This is a genomic window from Stenotrophomonas sp. YJH_SMC_17 (assembly GCF_059371655.1).
Genome location: NZ_JCAFUU010000006.1, coordinates 147,607 through 165,610, shown reverse-complemented (window position 1 = coordinate 165,610; position 18,004 = coordinate 147,607). Strand labels below are relative to the sequence as shown.

Below are 18,004 nucleotides of genomic sequence, written 5' to 3'. Positions count from 1 at the left end.
GCATTCACTCTATCGGTTGGTGCCATCGCCCGGGGGCGGCGACGGTTGTTGCTGCTGTTGTTGCAGCTGGCGACGGCGGGCCTGGATGCGTTCGCGGATGGCCTGCATCTGCGCTTCGCTGGGGCCGTTGTTGTTGGCAGGGGGTGCAGCCGCGGCCGATGCTGCGGAGGCGGCACTGTCAGGCGCGCGCGGGGCCGCAGCGGGGGATGCCTGCACCGGTGCGGGGGGCTGCTGCGGCGGCGGTGGCAAGGCCCCGGGCGCCGGCGGCGCGCCGTTGGCGCCACGCAGCACGGTGGGAGGCTCCCCTCCCTGGCCGTTGAACACGGCAAGTTCCAGCACCTGGCTCCCACCAGGACCGATCACCGTGGCCTGGCGTGGTGCCAGTGCGACCAGCTGCCAGCCGTCCACCGCGTCACCATTGAGCCGCAGGCGCAGCGAACGGTTCTGTTCGGTACTGAAGGTGGCCATGCCGAAATCGCCGGTCATCAGCACCCCGGTCAGGCGCAACGCGGCGCTGGCGGCCGGTTCGCTGCCACCCAGCAGGTAAGGTCTTGGCTTGCGGTCTTCGGCGAACAGCGGGCGCTCGCCGATGGCGCTGTAGCTGTCGGCGCTGGCCATGCGTTCGGCCGCCAGTGGCGGCAGGGTCGGCAGTGATGGCGCGGCATCGGCATCGCCATCGGCGCCCGGCAGTTGGCTGCCCAGGCCGAAGCCGGTGGCCAGCCAGATCGCCGCCGCCCAACCCGCCAGCGCCAGCAGGAAACCGGTGCGCAGGCTGATCTGCTCAAGTTTCATCGGCCACCTCCTGTCCCTCGGCCGGCGCAGCCGGTGCGGGGGCGGGTGCAGCCGAAGGGGGCTGCGGCGCCGACACCGGCTCGGCGCCAGGCGTCGGCACACTGCCATCGGCAGCAGCGCCGGGCAGCAGGTAGCCGGCCAGCTCGAACGACACATCCAGACCAAGCCCGGATTCATTCGGCGACTGCTGGAAGCGCTGCGCGATCAGGTTGAGATTGTCGACGAACAAGCGCGGGCTGCCGGTTTCCAGGCTGTGCAGCACGGTGGCCAGTTCGGCCACGCCACAGCGCAGGCGTACCTGCATGGCCACGCGCACGAACTCGGCGTCCCGGCGGTTGTCGGTGAGCGGGGTGCGGTTGCTGATGGTGCAGCTGCGGTTGCCCGGGCTGGCCATCGCCACCGCATCCTGCAGCTTGGCGCCAAGCGCAGCGGCGGCCGCTTCGGCGGTCGCTTCGCGCAGGAAGCCCGGCCGTTGCTGCAGGGCGTCCTGGGTGGCACGCAGGCGCTGCTCGATCTGCGGCTTCTGCTGCAGCTGTGCCTGCACGCGCGATTCGCGTTCGCGCAGCGCGGCGACATCGGCATCGATCTCGCGCAGCGGCTGGGTAAACCAGGGGTGCACCAGCAGCAGATAGGCCAGGCCCAGCACTGCCAGCAGCAGTGTCAGCGCCAGCCAGCGGTCACGGCGTGCGCTTGGCATCGGCATCGGCCGCCTCCCGGGTCGGGGTTGCCGCCGGCAACGGCTGCAGTTCCGCAGTCATGGTGAAGCGGTCGCGGCCGCTGGCGGCACCATCGGCCTGCAGCACGCCGGTCAGATTCACCTTGCGCCACTGCGGCGCATCCTGCAGCAGCTGCACCAGCTGCGACGCCTCGCGGCTGAGCCCGATCAACTGCAGGTTGTTGTTCTCGATCGCCAGCTTTTCCAGGTAGGTACCTTCCGGCAGGCGCCGGGTCAGTTCAGTCCAGATCTCCACCGTACCGGCGCGCTGGCTGCGCTGCCTTTCCAGGAACGCGGCACCGTCGATCAGCGCCTGCAGCTGCGCACGTTCACTGGCCACACCACGCGCACTGCGCGCACTGCGCTCGACCTGGGCACGCAGTTCATCGGCAGCCGCGCGGCGGTTGTCGAGCAGCTGCAGGCCAGCCAGCACCAGCATCACCACCGCAGCCACCGCCAGCAGCAGGTTCCAGCGCCGCATCGGATCGGCCCGCAGCTGGCGCTGCGCGGGCGGCAGCAGGTTCACCTGCAGGCTGTTGCCCTGCGCATCGATGGCGTCGACAGCGGCCAGCGCGTCGGCCCATTGGCCCACGTCGCTGCGCCAGACCTCGAGCTGCCGCAACGGCCACGCCACCAGCTCGACCTGCAGCTGGCCTTCGCCCGCCGCGCCGAGTTCACGTACGTCATAGCTGACCTGACTGGATTCGAACGGCGTCTGCCGGTCGATCTCGAAACCGACCACCGCACGCAGGCGATCGGCCGCCGCCGCTGGCAGCCGCAGCTGGCGGCGCAGCACGTCATCGGCCGGCAGCAGCCACACCCGCGGCAAGCTGCGCAGGCGCGCTTCCAGCACGCGATCCAGTTCGGCCGGCGACAGCGGCCACGGCAGCCGTGCCACCGGTTCGCGGCGCTCACCGGCCTCACGCCAGACCTGCAGCTGCTCGCCTTCGCGCTGCAGCAGCAGGCGTGCCTGCGCCCAGCCCAGCGCCCACTGCCAACGGGCCGGCACCCACGCCAGCAGCGATTGTCGCCACCAGCGCAGGAAACGGCCGGCGCCGGGGCCGATCCGGCCCTGCACCTGCCGCACACTGTCCTGCCAAGCCGTCATCTTGCTGTCATTCCCTGCTCCCAGCGAAGCACTGTGTAGGACCGCCCGGGAACCCCGCCCGAGCCATTGCGTACCACTGCCTGCAACACCGACCGGCGTCCACTGCCGTCGATGACACGGGACTCGATACTATAGGTGCCACTGCTGCTGGCAAGGGTTGACGCGCCGGCAGCGGAATCGGCGTCACGCTCCTGCTGGGCGCGCTGGGCCAGTACGGTCTCCGCATCCAGGCCCAGTGCAGTCAGCACCGGCGCGCTGGCGAACTGCGGATCCGGCCGCGCCTGCCGGCTGTACAGGGTCAGGTGCGGCAGCATGGCCTGGTACAGCGCACCGCGCATGCCGAGCACGCGCTGCAGCTCACCCAGCGTCTCGAAACGCCTGTTGCGTGGGCCATAGGGCAAGCCCGCCGAGGCATAGTCGGGGGCTTCTGCGCCACCTCCTGGCTGCAGCAGGCTGTCTTCGTCACGCCAGTCGACGATTGCACCGGCCAGCTGGCGGGCCTGCGTTTCGTCTTCGCCCAGCGCTTTGAGGAAGGCAGTCAGCAGGGCCACGTCGGCCAGGTTCAGGTTGATCTTGCCGTTCTCGTCCAGCACCTTGATCTCGATGGCGGCATCGTCGAACTGCCAGCGATAGGTGCGGCCATCGGCACGCCACGGCGCCCGCTGCGGATCGGCGGACAGGCGCGTCAGCGCGTACTCCAGTCCCGCCCGCGCCCGTTCCTGCCCACGCGCATCGTCGTCCAGCACCCGCTGCTGCAGATGCTCGACGCGCGCGCTGAGCGCGAACGCGCCGACTAGCGCCGTCATCAGCGCGATCAACCACAGCACCAGCACCAGAGCCGCGCCGCGTGCCCGGTTCACCGTGCACCTCCGCTGCCACCGGCGCGCGGTGCCACCACCAGCGTGGGCCAGGGCGCCCCCTTGGCGGGCACGATCTGGATCTCCACGAGCATCGGCAGGCGCCGGGTGTCGTCCCAGCGTTGCATCCAGTCGGTCACCTGGCCGGTGCTGGCATCGATGCCGCGATAGCGCAGCTGCACCGATTTCAGGTTCTCCACCAGCACCTCCGGCGGGCGCGGCGGATTCTCGGCAATGCGCTCGCCTTCCTGCAGCAGCACCAGGTCCAGCAGCAGGCGTTGCTGGCCGCTGCGGCCATCCACCTGCAATGCATGCAGGTACGCCCCACCGCGGCCGAGATAACCGGGCAGATCGGCGGCAAACAGCATGCGTTGCTCTTCGCCCTGGAAGAAGATCGGTTCGCGGGTGGGATCAGGCACTTCCAGCGGCGTGCGCAGCGCACCGGCCAGTTGTCGCCGCAGCAGGGCCTCGACCGCACGCATGCGTTCGCTCTCGGCGGCAATCTGCTCGCCACGCTGGCTCACCGCCATCGCCGAGCGCACGCTGGCGAACGCCAGCGCCAGGCCACCGGCCAACAGCACCGTGGCCAGCATCACTTCCACCAGGGTGAAGCCTGCGGCGCGGCGCTTCATCGCGCGCTCTCCAGGTCCGGCGGCAGCAGGCGCAGGCTGCGCCAGCGCAGTTGCTCGCGCTCGCTGTCGCCCCAGCGGACCTGCAGCTGCAGTTCGGCCAGCCACGGCGCACCCGGCGATTGTGCCTGCGCCTGCATCGCATTGCCGGCACGCGGCTCCACCCACGGCTGCACCTGCAGTTCCCAGTGGTAACGCCCCTGTTCCCAGTCGCCCTGCTGGCGCCCGACCTGCAAGGGGGATGCGACACCGGCTTCGGCCAGCAACGACTGTGCATGCAGCACCGCACGCGTACGCACCTCGGCCTCGCGCACCTGTTTCGCGCCACCGGACAGGCTGCCCAGCAGCAGTGTCAGCGCCAGGCCCAGCAGGGCGAAGGCGATGATCACTTCCAGCAACGTGAAGCCACCTGCGCGCCGCTTCATGGGGCCCGCCAGGGACCGGAGCGGACCTCGCCGGTCAGCCAGCCGACATCGATGCGCCATTCGGCGCCGTCGCGCTGCAAGCGGATGCGGCCCCCGCTGGAACCACCATCGGGATGGAACTCGATCACGCCCTGCCCGGGCGCGGTGGCCAGCTGCGCGGCACCTTCGAACTGCACCTGCAGCTGCGCGGGGACATCTCCCTGGCGCTGGCTCGCACCTTGCCAGTGGCGTCGCGCCGGCTCGATCACGAAGCGCTGCGGCTCGCCGCGGGCGATGGCCTGCGCGCGCACCATGCGCAGCTGGTTGGCAATGTCCTTGCCGGCGCTGCGCAGCTGCATGCCGGCAAAGCCGCGCGACAGGCCAGCGGCGGTGATCAGGCCGATCGCGGCAATCAGCGCGATCACCAACAGCATTTCCAGCAGCGACAGGCCCGCCGCACGCCTGCCGGGCAGGCGCGGGCGTGGCAGCCGGCGCGGCAGGACGTGCGTCATGCAGGCTCAGGGCTGGTAGCGGATGTCGGCGTCGACGCTGCTGCCACCGGCCTTGCCATCCTTGCCCAGGCTGACCAGCTCGTACGGCTGGCCCTCGCCCGGCGCACGGTATTCCAGCGCGTGGCCCCACGGGTCGTTCAGATCGGCCGGCTTGGCATACGGGCCCAGCCAGCCACCCACGCCAGCGGGCGCGGTCACCAGGTCGTTCAGCGAGCCGGGCAGCTTGCCGGTGTCGATCTGGTAGTTGTCGATCTTGGATGCCACGGTCTGCACCTGCGCCTTGGCGATGTTGGCCTTGCCGCGGTCGGCACCGCCCAGCACGCGGCTGGCGACCAGGGTCAGCACCGCGCCAATCAGCACAATGACGATGATGATTTCCAGCAGGCTCATGCCCGACTGGTTGCGCGCGGCGGTGAAGGAAAGGCGGATCGGTCGACGGGAAGCAATCATGGTCGGTCCTTTCAGTTGCGGAGTGTCGGGGTTGCGTAGGGAACCATCATCAACCGATGGCGTTGGTCAGGTCGTACAGCGGCACCAGCACGGCCACGATCACCGCGCCGACCACCGAGGCCAGCACCAGGGTGATGGCCGGCACCATCGCGGCCAGCAGGCGATCGATGCGCCGTGCGCTGTCCTGTTCGAACGTGTCGGCAGCCTTCAACAGCATGGTGTCGAGGGCCCCGGATTCCTCGCCGACCTGGATCATCTGCAGGGCCAGGCGCGGGAAGCGCTTGCCGCGTGACAGCGCCAGCGACAGGCCGGCACCATTTTTTACTTCATCGGCGGCCGCTTCCACATCGGCGGCCAGCGCACGGTTGCCCAGTACGTTGCGGGCGATGCCCAAAGCACCAAGCAGGGGCACGCCATTGCGCAGCAGGGTGCCCAGCGTGCGCGCCAGCCGTGCGGTTTCCAGTTCACCCAGCAGGCGACCGATGCCGCGGCGCTGCAGCAGCCAGCCGTCCAGTGCCAGCCGGAACGCCGGTTGCCGCGCCTTGCGCTCGAAGAACAGCGCCAGCACTGCAGGCACCACCAGCAGCAGTACCCACCAGTCCCGCACGAACAGGCCGAGCTGCAGCACGGCGTTGGTGAACCATGGCAGCGCTACGTCCAGGCTCTCGTACATCTGTGCGAACTGCGGCACCACGTAACCGAGCAGGAACAACAGCGCACCGCCCACCACCACCAGCAGGATGGCCGGATAGACCAGTGCGTTGATCACCTTGCCCTGCAGCGCGCGGCTGCGTTCGAGGTAGTCGGCCAGCCGCTGCAGCGTCTCGTGCAGGCTGCCACCCGCCTCGCCGGCACGCACCATGTTGACGTACAGCCGCGAGAACAGGCCGTGCTGGCGTTCCAATGCGGTCGACAGCGGCGCACCACCGCGCACCACGTCACGGATGTCGGTGATCGCGCGGCGCGAACGTTCGTCTTCCGGCAGCCCCAGCAGGATCGACAGCGCACGGTCCAGCGGCTGGCCGGCGCCGAGCAGGGTTGCCAGCTGCTGGGTGAACTGCAGCAGCGCGGCGCCCTGCAACGGGCGCTGGCGCAGCAGGGTGCGCCAGCTGCTGCCACCGATCGCGCCTCCGTCGGCCAGCTGCGTTTCCATCGGCAGGTGCCCCTGGTCCTGCAGGCGCGCGATCAGTTCGGCCTCGCTGGCCGCTTCCATCTGCCCGTCGAAGATCTCGCCGTGCGGATTGAGCGCTTTGTAACGGTAGTTCGGCATGTCAGCCCTGGCGTCCTGCGCGCATCAGCTTTCCTCGGTCACGCGCAGCACTTCCTCGATCGTGGTCTGCCCGCTCAGCGCCTTGCACAGGCCATCCTCGTACATGGTGCGCATGCCGGCTTCGCGCGCGATGCGTTCGATCTCGCCCATGCCGTCGCGACGCATCACTGCACGGCGCAGTGCGTCGTTCATCACCAGGAATTCCATGATGGTGGTGCGGCCCAGGTAACCGGTCGGCGCCAGCGCCGAGGGCTTCGGGCGGTACAGGTGGATCGTGCCCTGCGGCTGCAGGCGACGCAGCTCGAATCGTTCGATTTCCTCCGGCGAGGCTTCATAGCGCTCGGCATGCGTCGGTTCCAGCCGGCGCACCAGGCGTTGGGCGAGGATGCCGTTGATGGTCGACGTGAGCAGGTAGTCTTCCACGCCCATGTCGAGCAGGCGGGTGATACCGCCGGCCGCATTGTTGGTGTGCAGGGTGGACAGCACCAGGTGGCCGGTCAGCGCCGACTGGATGGCGATGCGCGCGGTTTCCAGGTCGCGCATTTCGCCGATCATGATGATGTCCGGGTCCTGGCGGACGATGCTGCGCAGCGCGTTGGCGAAATCCAACCCGATCTGCGGCTTGGCCTGGATCTGGTTGATGCCTTCGATCTGGTACTCGACCGGATCTTCCACCGTGATGATCTTGACGTCGGCGGTGTTGAGCTGGCTCAGCGCGGTATACAGCGTGGTGGTCTTGCCCGAGCCGGTCGGGCCGGTGACCAGCAGGATGCCGTGCGGCTGTTCCAGCACCTTGCGGAACTGCGGCAGGAACGCGTCGGTGAAGCCCAGGCGATGGAAATCGAATACCACCGTTTCGCGGTCGAGCAGTCGCATCACCACGCTCTCGCCGTGCGCGGTCGGCACCGTGCTCACGCGCAGGTCCAGCTCCTTGCCCTGCACGCGCAGCATGATGCGGCCATCCTGCGGCAGGCGGCGCTCGGCGATGTTGAGCCGGGCCATGATCTTGATGCGGCTGATCACCGCGGCGGTGAGATTGGCCGGCGGGCTTTCGCCCTCCACCAGCACGCCGTCGACGCGGTAACGCACCTTCAACCGGCTCTCGAACGGCTCGACATGGATGTCCGAGGCACGCAGTTCCACCGCACGCTGGATCACCAGGTTGACCAGGCGGATCACCGGCGCTTCCGAGGCCAGGTCGCGCAGGTGCTCGATGTCGTCGACCGCGCCGCCCTCGCCGTCTGCGGTTTCAACGATCGCGCCCATCGCGCTGCGGCCTTGGCCGAACCAGCGCTCGACCAGGTCGTCGATCTCCGCGCGCATGCCCAGCACCGGCGTCACCGGCACACCCAGCGCCAGCTGCACGGCCTGCTGCGGGTACGGATCGTGGGCGTCGGCCAGCCACAGCCGCACGCCCTGTTCATCCAGCGCCAGCGGACACACGTGGAACTGCTTGAGGAAGCGCAGCGACAGCGGCAGGCCCTCGGCCAGGCCCTGCGGCGGCGCGTCGGGCAGCTGCTTGCCCTCCAGCAAGGGCAGGTCCAGCACCTCGGCGCTGGCCTGCGCCTGGTCACGTTCGGACACCAGCCCCAGCCGCACCAGCAGGCCGAGCAGGCTGCCACCGGCCTCGGCGTGCAGCGGCCGTGCCCGCGCAAGATCTCCCTCCTTCAGCCGGCCACGCGCCAGCAACGCATCCAGGATGCGGCCTTCGGCATCGTCGGCAGCGGTTGCAGCAAGCGCGTTCACGTGACTCTCCTGTCAATCGGCTCGACTTTAACAGTTAAGCCGTGATTTACGTCGCCCCGCCACCCGCTTTCTTGAAAAGACGAAGCCCGTCACAGGGAAGTGACGGGCATCGGCCATTCAACTACGACACTGCGCGCTTACTGCGTGGCGAGAATGCTCACGCCGCTGTAGGCCGCTTCGCCCACCACCTTGATGTAATAGGTGCCGGCCGTTGCGGCAGTCACGCGCACGGTTTCCGAGGTACCCGGGCGGGTCGAACGCGCATCGTTGTCGGTGGCGCTCGGTTCACGACCCTTGGCCAGGTACACCGATACGTTGCCGGTGCCACCATAGGTGATGACGCTGAGCTGCTTGCCGGCCGTGGCTTCGAAGCTGTACAGCGCGCTGCTGCCGGCCGCACCGCTGAGGCCACCGACGGCCACCTTGTTGGTCAGCGGCTTGGCCACCGGACCGCAGTTCTCGGTGCACGGTTCTTCCAGCGCCTTGTCCAGTGCGGCCTTGGCATCGACGATGCCGGTGCCGATCGGGGTGGCCGACGGGATGCTGACCGGGAACGGGCGCGCGGTGTCCTTCAGCAGCGTGCGCATGTCGGCCGGCGTCAGCGGATCGCGGTTGGCGGCGATCAGCGCGCTCTGAACCAGCGCGGCAACGGCCGCCACGTGCGGGGCCGCCATCGAGGTACCGGCCAGGCCACCGATGGTGTAACCGGTGGTGGAGCCCGCAGCCGGCGGCGAGGTCTTGTTGCTGGACAGCGCCTGCCACACGTAGCCATTCGGATTGCCGTCGGTCACGCCGCCACCCGGGCCGGAGAGATCGATGCGGGCACCGAAGTTGGAGTAGTAGGCAATGGCGCCGGTGATGCCGGTAGCACCGACCGAGACCACGCCATCGCAGTTGGCCGGCCGGGCGTTGGCGACATTCATCGCATCGTTGCCGGCTGCAACCACGACCACCGTGCCGCGGTTGGTGGCACCGGTGATGGCGGCCTGGTACGCCGGATCACAGCTGCCGGAACCGCCCAGGCTCATGTTGATGATCTCGGCCGGGTTCTGGTTGGCCGGAATGCCGGCCACCGTGCCACCCGAGGCCCAGGTGATGGCATCGGTGATGTCCGACAGGGTGCCGCCGCAGTAGCCGAGCACACGCACCGGCAGCACCTTGGCCTTGTAGGCCAGGCCCGAGGCCATCAGGCCATTGTTGGTGGCCTCGGCGATGGTGCCGCTCACGTGGGTACCGTGCCAGCTGCTGTCACGCACCGGCGAACCCTGGTAGCAGGCGTTGGCGGTCGGCATCCAGTCGCCGTAGTCGAGGGCGCCCGGTACACGGCCATCGGCCGGACGACGCGAGCGGCTGGCCTGGCTGATGAAGTCGTAGCCTTCCAGCAGGGTGCCGGCCGCGAAATCGGGGTGCTCGGGCAGGATGCCGGTATCGATCACCGCCACCACGATGCCCTCACCCTGCGAGACGTCCCACGCGGCCGGCGCGTTGACGCCGCCCACCGGGTTGTGGAAGTGCCAGTTGTGGCTCTGGTAGTTCGGATCGTTGGGCACGAAGGTCGGCGCCCCATCGGCCTTCGGTGCAGCGTCCAGGCGTGCGGTGGAGGCAGCGTCGATCGGATACATGATGGCGTCCGGCACCGCGTACTCGACGGTCGGATCGGCCTTCAGTTCAGCCAGCACCTTGTCCAAGTCGGCGCTGGCGATGCTCCCCTGCAGCCGGATCAGGTCGGCACCGATGCCGAGCCTGCGAGCCACCTGCGGACGCAGCGCAGCACTGCGCGCCGCCGCGTTGGTGCCACCCAGTGCGGCACGCGAGACGGCTGCGTTGACCACGGCCAGCTTGGCGTTGGTATCGGCCGCAGCGGCGCTGCCGGCACGGTACTTCACGATGATGCCTTCGACCTGCTGCGTCTTCGGGCCGGACAACGGCGCACTTACCTTCAGGTCGGCGGCCTGTGCCAGGCCAACACCGGTCAGCGACAGCACGGCGGCTGCCAGAACATTGATGCGAAGGTTCTGCTTCTTGATCACGTCGAATTCCTCTTCTGGGTCATGGATCGAACCAACACTGCGGCCATCATTCCTTGACGACTCCCGGCCGGCCCAGCCGGGATTGCCGTGACCTCCCCCCAGGCCCTCATTGCAGGTGCTGCGCCGGCGTGGGTGGCCGCCGGCGCGATGGAGTGGCTTACCAGCCGAAGCCGGCACCGACGCCGACCGAACTGTCGTCGCTGCTGAAGGCTCCGCCGAAGGTGACCGTGGCACGATCGCTGATCGCACGCTGGTAACCCAGCGACAGCGCCGATTCCCCGCCCTGGAAACCGATGCCGACGCCGACCCGGTTCTGGGTGCGGATACCCGCGGCACTGGTGGCCATGTTGAGCATCGCTGCGCTCATCGCGCCCTGGCGGTCGATGCGGCGATCCATGTGGCGCAGGCGTCCGTCGATCTCGCCCTTGAACACATCGAAGCTGTCGGCGACGGCCTGCACGCGGCTGTCGGTGTAGCTGTTGGCGGTGGCCATGCCACGGTCCAGCTGCCCCTTGTTGACCGCATCGGTGGCCGTGGTACCGGCGGCCACGTTGGTGACCTGGCGCTCGTTGCCTTCGCTGCCCACCGACACCGTATTGGCACGATCGGCAACCGAGCCCTGGCCCAGCGCCACGGCGTTGGCAGCGGTGGCGCTGGCCCCCTGGCCGATGGCGGTGGACGAGGCACCACTGGCCACGGCGCCATCGCCCATGGCAACGGCATTGAGGCCCGACGCCGGGGTGCCGACCGGGATGCCCGCACCGGCCGCGGCGACGGTCGGCGTGCCCTGCACGCGTGCCGTGCTGGCCGTTGCCACATCGGCGGTTGCCGGTGCATCGGCGGCGCTGGCCAGCGAGGTGTCCTCCAGTGGAGCCCCCATCGAACGCAGGCTGGCGGTTCCGGCACGCGTGCCACCCGCGGTGCGGCGATCGATCTCGCTGACCTTGCGGTCCAGCGCGCCCAGCGCATCGCCGACGTTGCTGTAGGTGGCGCCCTGGATCACGTAGTTCGGCGCCACGAACACACCCTGCATGCCGACGCTGGCGCCGCCACCCAGGAAGCTGGCGGCATCGCTGAGCGACTGGAACAACTGGCCGCCATTGATCGCCTGGCGACTGCCGGCGGCGATGCTGCCGGCACCGACGTTGTCGATGGTGGTGCCCTGGAAGCCGGACAGGGTCAGGCGGTCACGGCTGGCGTCGTCGTAACCGACCGCGCTGGCCGCGGTCGTTTCCACCGTGGCGATGCGCGAATCGAAATCACCGACGCGGGTCTCCACTGCGCCCACGCGCTGGTTGGTGACGTTGAGCTGCGAACCAGTCACCGCATCGCTGCTGCCGGCGGCGATACGGCCATCGGCCACGTTGACGATGCGGCGCGTGGCCGGGCCATCGGTGCCGTTGCCGCCACCGACCGACACCACGTTGGCATCGAGGGCACGCGAGCCCGCACCCAATGCCACCGAATTCGCGCCGCTGGCACCGGCACTGCTGCCCAGCGCCAGTGCACCATTGCCGATGGCGGCCGCGTTGGCACCCAGCGCGTTGCTGCGCGCACCACTGGCACTGGCACCCGAACCGAGCGCGGCCGCATCGCTGCCGCTGGCACTGGCGGTGCCGCTGCCGGTGGCCTTGACGTAGCGGGCGGTGCCATCGGCGGTTGCGGCAACGGCATCGAGCTGGCCGCGATTGACCGCATCGGTGCGTTCGGTACCCGCGGCCACGCGAGTGATCTGGCGATCACTGGTGCTGCTGCCCACCGAGACGGTGTTGGCACGATCAGCCACCGAGCCCGAACCCAACGCCACGCTGCCTGCAGCGCTGGCGGTGGCACTGACACCCACCGCCGTTGCATTGGCGGCGGTGGCCTTGCTGCCGTAGCCGACTGCAGTACCAAGGCGACCACTGGCATCGGCGTAGCTGCCGATGGCCGAAGCACCATCGGCCGAAGCACTGGCGCGGAAGCCATTGGCCTGCGACTGCGTGCCGGTGGCGGCAGCCTGCGCACCGTTGGCGGTGCTGTAGGCGCCCTTGGCCTGGGCGCCAGCACCGGTGGCGCTGGCACCGGTCTCGCTGGCGCTGGCACCGCTGCCCAGCGCAACGCTGTCGACACCGGCCGCCTGCGCGGCGTTGCCCAGAGCGGCAGCATTGTTGCCGGTGGCCAGTGCATCGAAACCGACCGCCGTGGCACTGGCGGCCATCGCATTGGCACCGCTGCCCAGCGCAGTCGCACCGTTGCCGATCGCGTTGGCGGCATTGCCGGCCGCCAGTGCGTTGTCACCCTCCACCAGTGCACCGGCCTCGCCGTCGGCATTGCCGCTGGCCTGGAACTGGCGGCTGGTCTTGTCGGCGACGCTGGCCACGGCATCGAGCTGGCCCTTGTTCACTGCATCGGTGGCTTCGGTGCCGGCTGCAACGTTCGTCACCTGGCGTTCGCTGCCGGCCTTGCCGACAGCCACGGTGTTGTCGCGGTCGGCGGTGGAACCGGCACCGAGCGCCACGCTGTTGCTGCCATTGGCCGTCGCGTTGGCACCCAGCGCGGTGGCGTTGGTGCCGGCGGACCAGGCATTCCAGCCGATGGCGGTGGCGTAATCCTCGGTGGCCCACGCACCGGCGCCGAACGCGGCCGCGCCAGTACCACTGGCACGCGACGGAATCAGGCCGAAGAAGGTGCTGCCACCGATCGCCACGCTTTCCGCACCGCTGGCTTCACTCGACTGACCCACCGCAACCGCGCCGGTACCCGCCGCCGCGGCCCCGAAGCCCACCGCCGTGGTGTTGGCGCCGCTGGCCACCGAACCGTAGCCGAGCGCAGTGCCGAGGCGACCGGTCGCTTCGGCATAGCCACCCACCGCCGTCGTGCCATCGGCCGACGCGGTGCTGCGGAAACCGTTGGCCAGCGACTGTGCGCCACTGGCGTTGGATTCGGTACCGCTGGCGGTGCTGTAGACACCGCTGGCCTGCGCACGGGCGCCCACTACGCTTGCGCCCACATCGCTGGCACTGGCGCCGCTGCCCAGGGCCACGCTGTCATCGCCGGTGGCCTGCGCGGTGCTGCCCAGTGCAGCCGCATTGCTGCCGGTCGCCAGCGCATCGATGCCGACGGCGGTGGCGTTGGCGGCCAGTGCGTTGGCACCACTGCCCAGTGCGGTAGCGCCGTTGCCGATGGCGTTGGCCGCATCACCTGCGGCCAGTGCGTTGTCGCCCTCCACCAACGCATCGGTTTCACCATCGGCATTGCCGCTGGCCTGGAACTGCCTGCTGGTCTTTTCCGCGGCGGCGGCTACGGCGTCGAGCTGGTTCTTGTTGACCGCATCGTTGCCCTGCGTGCCATCGGCCACGTTGGTGATCTGGCGGGTATTGCCGCCGCCGCCCACCGACACGGTGTTGTCGCGGTCGGCGATCGAATCCGCACCCAGCGCCACGCTGTTGTCTCCGCGCGATTCCGCTGCATTGCCCAGCGCGGTGCTGTTGATGCCCGGCGACCAGGCGCCACCGCCCACCGCGGTGGAGTAGTTGCCCGAGGCTTCGGTGGCCAGCGTGCCGAACAGCGAGCCGCCGATGGCGACGCTGTTGGTGCCGGTGGCCAGGCTGCCCTGGCCGGTGGCGGTGCTGTACGCGCCGGAGGCTTCCGAGTCGCCGCCCAGCGCCACGCTGTTGGAACCGGAGGCGTTGGCGAAATTGCCGAACGCGGTGGCGTTGAACGCCGAGGCCTGCGCGTAGCCGCCGATGGCGGTGCTGTAACCGCCGGTGGCTTCGGCGCCGATGCCGAACGCCGCCGATGCGGTGCCGCTGGCCACGCTCTCGCTGCCCACCGCCGTGGCACCACTGCCACTGGCGTTGCTGAAGTAGCCCACCGCCACCGCTTCTTCGCCGGAGGCTTCGGACAACACGCCGTTGGCGGTGCTGCCGGCGCCACTGGCAATGCTGGCCGCGCCGAACGCTGCGCTCTGTTCCCCGCTGGCTTCGCTCTCGGCGCCCTGCGCGGTTGCATACTCACCGGTGGCCTGTGCATTGGCACCGACGGCGCTGGCATTGGCAGCGGTCGCCAGTGCATTGAAGCCGATCGCCTGCGCGTTGTTGGCCAGCGCATTGGCACCGCTGCCGAGTGCGGTGGCGCCGTTGCCGATGGCGTTGGCGGCGTCGCCGGCGGCCAGTGCGTTGTCACCTTCCACCAGCGCACCGGCCACATCATCACCGTTGCCGCTGGCCTGGAAGAAGCGGCTGGTGGTGGTGGCGGTGCTTGCCACCGCGTCCAGCTGTGCCTTGTTCACCGCATCGGTGGCCTGGGTACCGGCGGCGACATGGGTGATCTGCCGCTCGCTACCGGTGCTGCCCACTGACACCGTGCGTGCGCGGTTGGCCACCGAACCGGCACCCAGCGCGACCGCGTTGCTGGCACTGGCGTTGCTGCCCGCACCCAGCGCGATCGCGCTTTCAGCGCCGGCCACGGTGTTGGTACCGATGGCGATGCTGTTGAGCGTGTTGCCGAGCGCCTGGAAGCCGAGCGCGACGCTGTTGTCACCATAGCCGAAGGCACCACGGCCGACGGCGGTGGCGCTGGTGCCGTTGGCCCAGCTGTTGTAGCCGATCGACGTGGCGCCAACGCCGCTGGCCCACGCCGCGTTGCCGAACGCGGAAGCGTTGGTGGCGGTAGCCCATGCACCGGAACCGAACGCACTGGCGCCACTGGCGGTGGCCCAGCTGTAGCCGCCCACCGCGGTGCTGTCATCGCTGCTGGCGAACGCACTGTCACCCACTGCCACCGCATAGGCACCGGTTGCGCGCGACTTGCCGCCCGCGGCGAAGCTGTTGTCGCCGCTGGCCTTGGCGGCGTTGCCGAAGGCGCTGCTGGCAGCACCGGTGGCCTGCGCGCCGCTGCCGACCGCGGTGGCATCGGCAACCGCGGTGGTGCCGACCTGCTGCGCCTTGCCATCGGCGCCGATGATCGGTTGGTTGAATTCGTCGTAGGCCTGGCCCAGGCCACCGATGGCGACGCCGCCGTTACCGGTGGCCGCACTGTTGCGGCCCACCGCCACGCTGTCATCGCCGATCGCTGACGCAGCCGCGCCATGGGCTACTGCACCGGCGCCGATCGCATTGCTCGACGAACCAGCAGCGATGGCGCCCTCGCCCTCGGCCAGTGCGCCGGCATCGCTGTCGGCTTCCGGCTGCGCCTGGAAGAAGCGCGCGGTGCCGTCGGCGGTGTTGGCCACCGCATCCAGCTGCGCCTTGTTCACTGCATCGGTGGCCTGGGTGCCCGCGGCCACGCTGACGATCTGCCGCTCGTTGCCATTGGTTCCCACGGCAACCGTGTTGGCGCGGTTGGACCCGGAGTAGGCACCCAGTGCAACACTGTTCTCGGCGCCAGCGGTAGCGTAGTAGCCGATGGCAGTGCTGTCCTTGCCGACAGCCCAGGTCTGCGCACCCAGTGCACTGGCGTTCTCGCCCGGTGCATAGGCAAAGTAGCCCACGGCGGTGGCTTCAATGCCGGAGGCTTCGCTGAGGGTGCCGTTGGCCACCGCGCGGTCACCGCTGGCGATGGCGCCGGCACCCACCGCAATCGCGGCTTCGCCGCTGGCCCGGGTCTGCACGAAGAAGCCCATGCCCGGAACCAGATCGGCCGGGCCACCGATGGCGACGCTGCTGGTACCGGTCGCATTGCTCTGCGTACCGAGCGCTGTCGAATAGTCGCCGATGGCATTGGAGACCGCACCGAACGCCGACGCCTGCGCGCCGGAGGCATAGGCACCCACGCCATAGGACGATGCGGCAAAACCGCTGGCATCGGCGCTGGCGCCGACCGCCGTGCCACCCACACCGGCACTGGTGGCGCCGGTGACCACCGGCACGCCACCACTGGTGATCAGCGGGTTGCCGTTGGCGTCCACCGCAGCGCCACCCACGGCAACGCTGCCCGGGCCGTTGGCCTGCGCGTTGTTGCCGAACGCGGCGCTGTTCTGGCCCGAGGCCAGCGCGTTGTTGCCCACGGCAGTCGCGTTCTGGGCCACGGCGGTAGCGCCGGCGCCGACCGCCGTGGTGCCGTTGCCGATGGCGTTGGCGGCCTCGCCAGCCGCCAGCGCGTCGTCACCTTCCGCCAGTGCACCGGCATCGCTGTTGCTGCTGCCGGTGGCCTGGAAACGCTTGGCGGTGGCATCGGCCACCGCGGCAACATCCTTCAACTGGCCGACGTTGACCGCATCGGTATCTTCGGTACCGGCGGCAACGCTGGTGATCTGGCGGGTCAGGCCGTAGTCGGCGGCACCGACGGACACGGTATCGACACGGTCGGCCAGCGAACCGGCGCCCAGCGCCACGCTGCCGGTAGCGACCGCGGCGGAATTGGAACCCAGCGCGGTGCTGTATTCACCCACCGCCGTGCTGAATGCACCGACGGCGATCGAGGCTTCGTTGGCGGCGGTGGCGCCGCGACCGAGCGCGGTGCTGCCCGGGCCCATCGCAACAGCACCGCCACCGACGGCGGTCGCACCATCGGCGGTGGCTTCGGACAATGCCCCCAGGGCCGTTGCTGCACCGTTTTCGCTGGCTGCGTACGCGCTGGCGCCGATGGCGGTATCGCCAAGGCCGAAGGCTGCTGCGCTCTGCCCGACCACTACGCTGGCATCACCGATCGCCAACGCGCCCTGGCCGAACGCGCTGGCGCCGATGCCCGCCGCAATGGCCTGGGTACCGATGGCGGTGGTGGCGTTGGCCAGCGACTGCGCACCGGCACCGGCGGCCAGTGCACCCTCGCCCTCGATCTTCGCCGCGTCGCTGTCATCACCTGCGCCGTCGGCCTTGAAATAGCGGTTGCCGTCTGCGGCAACGTCGGCCAGCGCGGCCTGGGTGGCACGCGCCTGCGCGTCCAGCTGCGCCTTGTTCACTGCGTCGGTCGCCTGCGTGCCTGCGGCGACGTTGGTGACCTGCCGTTCCTTGCCGGCATCGCCAACGGACACCGTGTTGGCGCGCGTGGCCTTGGAGCCCGCGCCCAGCGCCACGCTGTTGGCCGCACTGGCGCTGCTGTTGCTGCCGATCGCCACCGCATTGCTGCCCTTGGCCGTGGCCGAGCCTTCGATCAGGCACTTTTCGAGCAGTTTGCCGCTGAAGGCCACGCAGGTGGCGCTACCGCCGATCTGCACCGACTGTGCGGTGGCAGAGCCACTCATGCCCAATCCCAATACCAGGCCCAGTGCCACCGCCAGCCGTGCGGGCGTGGCCTGTGTCGCATCGCGGCGCTGGTCGACGACCCCACCGCTGCTGCTGTCGGAGGAGGCCAGTTCCGAGGCCACCACCAACTGACCCAGTGCTTTGTTCCAGACCTTGCGATAAATCCGATTCATCGGTACGGCTCCTGATTGGACTGGTTTTGGGCAAAGCAACGCCACCGCTGGGCTTTCCGGCCCAACGTCCCCTGGGGGCGTCTATTCGCGTGATTTACTGCGGGGTATTGCCGAACGGCGCGCAGCGACAGAAAACCGAGCGCGTGCGCCAA

General features: G+C 69.5%; 12 protein-coding genes. All 12 read right to left on the bottom strand.

All coding sequences use genetic code 11. The features are described from left to right. Positions 1 to 9 precede the first annotated feature (9 nt). Positions 10 to 792 (bottom strand): type II secretion system protein, XpsN-like, encoded by a 783-nt coding sequence (locus tag AC5P8Z_RS16295; protein WP_295569416.1) that lies wholly within the window; start codon positions 790 to 792, stop codon positions 10 to 12. Then, positions 782 to 1,495: a type II secretion system protein GspM gene (gene gspM, locus AC5P8Z_RS16290; protein ID WP_495229521.1), complete on the bottom strand. Its 714-nt coding sequence runs from the start codon at positions 1,493 to 1,495 to the stop codon at positions 782 to 784. Before gspM ends, AC5P8Z_RS16295 begins: the two co-directional genes overlap by 11 nt. Further along, positions 1,470 to 2,615, bottom strand: coding sequence for a PilN domain-containing protein (locus AC5P8Z_RS16285; RefSeq protein WP_495229520.1), 1,146 nt, complete (start codon positions 2,613 to 2,615; stop codon positions 1,470 to 1,472). Before AC5P8Z_RS16285 ends, gspM begins: the two co-directional genes overlap by 26 nt. Further along, positions 2,612 to 3,475 carry a type II secretion system minor pseudopilin gene (locus tag AC5P8Z_RS16280; RefSeq protein ID WP_286070912.1) on the bottom strand — a complete coding sequence of 288 codons (864 nt, stop codon included), beginning with the start codon at positions 3,473 to 3,475 and terminating at the stop codon, positions 2,612 to 2,614. Before AC5P8Z_RS16280 ends, AC5P8Z_RS16285 begins: the two co-directional genes overlap by 4 nt. Next, on the bottom strand, positions 3,472 to 4,104 hold the full coding sequence (locus AC5P8Z_RS16275) for a type II secretion system protein J (RefSeq protein WP_286070911.1): 633 nt from the start codon (positions 4,102 to 4,104) through the stop codon (positions 3,472 to 3,474). The genes AC5P8Z_RS16280 and AC5P8Z_RS16275 overlap by 4 nt, the downstream gene beginning before the upstream one ends. Then, positions 4,101 to 4,526, bottom strand: coding sequence for a type II secretion system protein XpsI (gene xpsI, locus AC5P8Z_RS16270; RefSeq protein WP_286070910.1), 426 nt, complete (start codon positions 4,524 to 4,526; stop codon positions 4,101 to 4,103). Before xpsI ends, AC5P8Z_RS16275 begins: the two co-directional genes overlap by 4 nt. Continuing rightward, positions 4,523 to 5,017 carry a type II secretion system protein XpsH gene (xpsH, locus tag AC5P8Z_RS16265; RefSeq protein ID WP_286070909.1) on the bottom strand — a complete coding sequence of 165 codons (495 nt, stop codon included), beginning with the start codon at positions 5,015 to 5,017 and terminating at the stop codon, positions 4,523 to 4,525. Before xpsH ends, xpsI begins: the two co-directional genes overlap by 4 nt. A 6-nt stretch (positions 5,018 to 5,023) precedes the next feature. Then, complete coding sequence (gene gspG, locus AC5P8Z_RS16260) at positions 5,024 to 5,467, bottom strand: type II secretion system major pseudopilin GspG (protein ID WP_004154150.1); 444 nt, start codon at positions 5,465 to 5,467, stop codon at positions 5,024 to 5,026. 49 nt (positions 5,468 to 5,516) lie between these two features. Beyond that, complete coding sequence (gene xpsF / locus AC5P8Z_RS16255) at positions 5,517 to 6,737, bottom strand: type II secretion system protein XpsF (protein WP_495229519.1); 1,221 nt, start codon at positions 6,735 to 6,737, stop codon at positions 5,517 to 5,519. A 24-nt stretch (positions 6,738 to 6,761) separates the two neighbouring features. After that, a complete protein-coding gene (gene gspE, locus AC5P8Z_RS16250) occupies positions 6,762 to 8,483 on the bottom strand; it encodes a type II secretion system ATPase GspE (protein WP_286070907.1) in 1,722 nt (573 codons plus the stop codon). 137 nt (positions 8,484 to 8,620) lie between these two features. After that, entirely contained in the window at positions 8,621 to 10,513 is a 1,893-nt protein-coding gene (locus AC5P8Z_RS16245; protein ID WP_495229518.1) for a S8 family serine peptidase, read from the bottom strand. A gap of 157 nt (positions 10,514 to 10,670) precedes the next feature. After that, positions 10,671 to 17,852 carry an ESPR-type extended signal peptide-containing protein gene (locus tag AC5P8Z_RS16240; RefSeq protein WP_495229517.1) on the bottom strand — a complete coding sequence of 2,394 codons (7,182 nt, stop codon included), beginning with the start codon at positions 17,850 to 17,852 and terminating at the stop codon, positions 10,671 to 10,673. Positions 17,853 to 18,004: the final 152 nt, after the last annotated feature.

Excerpts from the sequence above, each read along its gene's own strand:
- AC5P8Z_RS16295 (WP_295569416.1), bottom strand. The coding sequence starts at position 792 with ATGAAACTTGAGCAGATCAGCCTGCGCACCGGTTTCCTGCTGGCGCTG.
- gspM (WP_495229521.1), bottom strand. The coding sequence starts at position 1,495 with ATGCCGATGCCAAGCGCACGCCGTGACCGCTGGCTGGCGCTGACACTG.
- AC5P8Z_RS16285 (WP_495229520.1), bottom strand. The coding sequence starts at position 2,615 with ATGACGGCTTGGCAGGACAGTGTGCGGCAGGTGCAGGGCCGGATCGGC.
- AC5P8Z_RS16275 (WP_286070911.1), bottom strand. The coding sequence starts at position 4,104 with ATGAAGCGCCGCGCCGCAGGCTTCACCCTGGTGGAAGTGATGCTGGCC.
- xpsI (WP_286070910.1), bottom strand. The coding sequence starts at position 4,526 with ATGAAGCGGCGCGCAGGTGGCTTCACGTTGCTGGAAGTGATCATCGCC.
- xpsH (WP_286070909.1), bottom strand. The coding sequence starts at position 5,017 with ATGACGCACGTCCTGCCGCGCCGGCTGCCACGCCCGCGCCTGCCCGGC.
- gspG (WP_004154150.1), bottom strand. The coding sequence starts at position 5,467 with ATGATTGCTTCCCGTCGACCGATCCGCCTTTCCTTCACCGCCGCGCGC.
- xpsF (WP_495229519.1), bottom strand. The coding sequence starts at position 6,737 with ATGCCGAACTACCGTTACAAAGCGCTCAATCCGCACGGCGAGATCTTC.
- AC5P8Z_RS16240 (WP_495229517.1), bottom strand. The coding sequence starts at position 17,852 with ATGAATCGGATTTATCGCAAGGTCTGGAACAAAGCACTGGGTCAGTTG.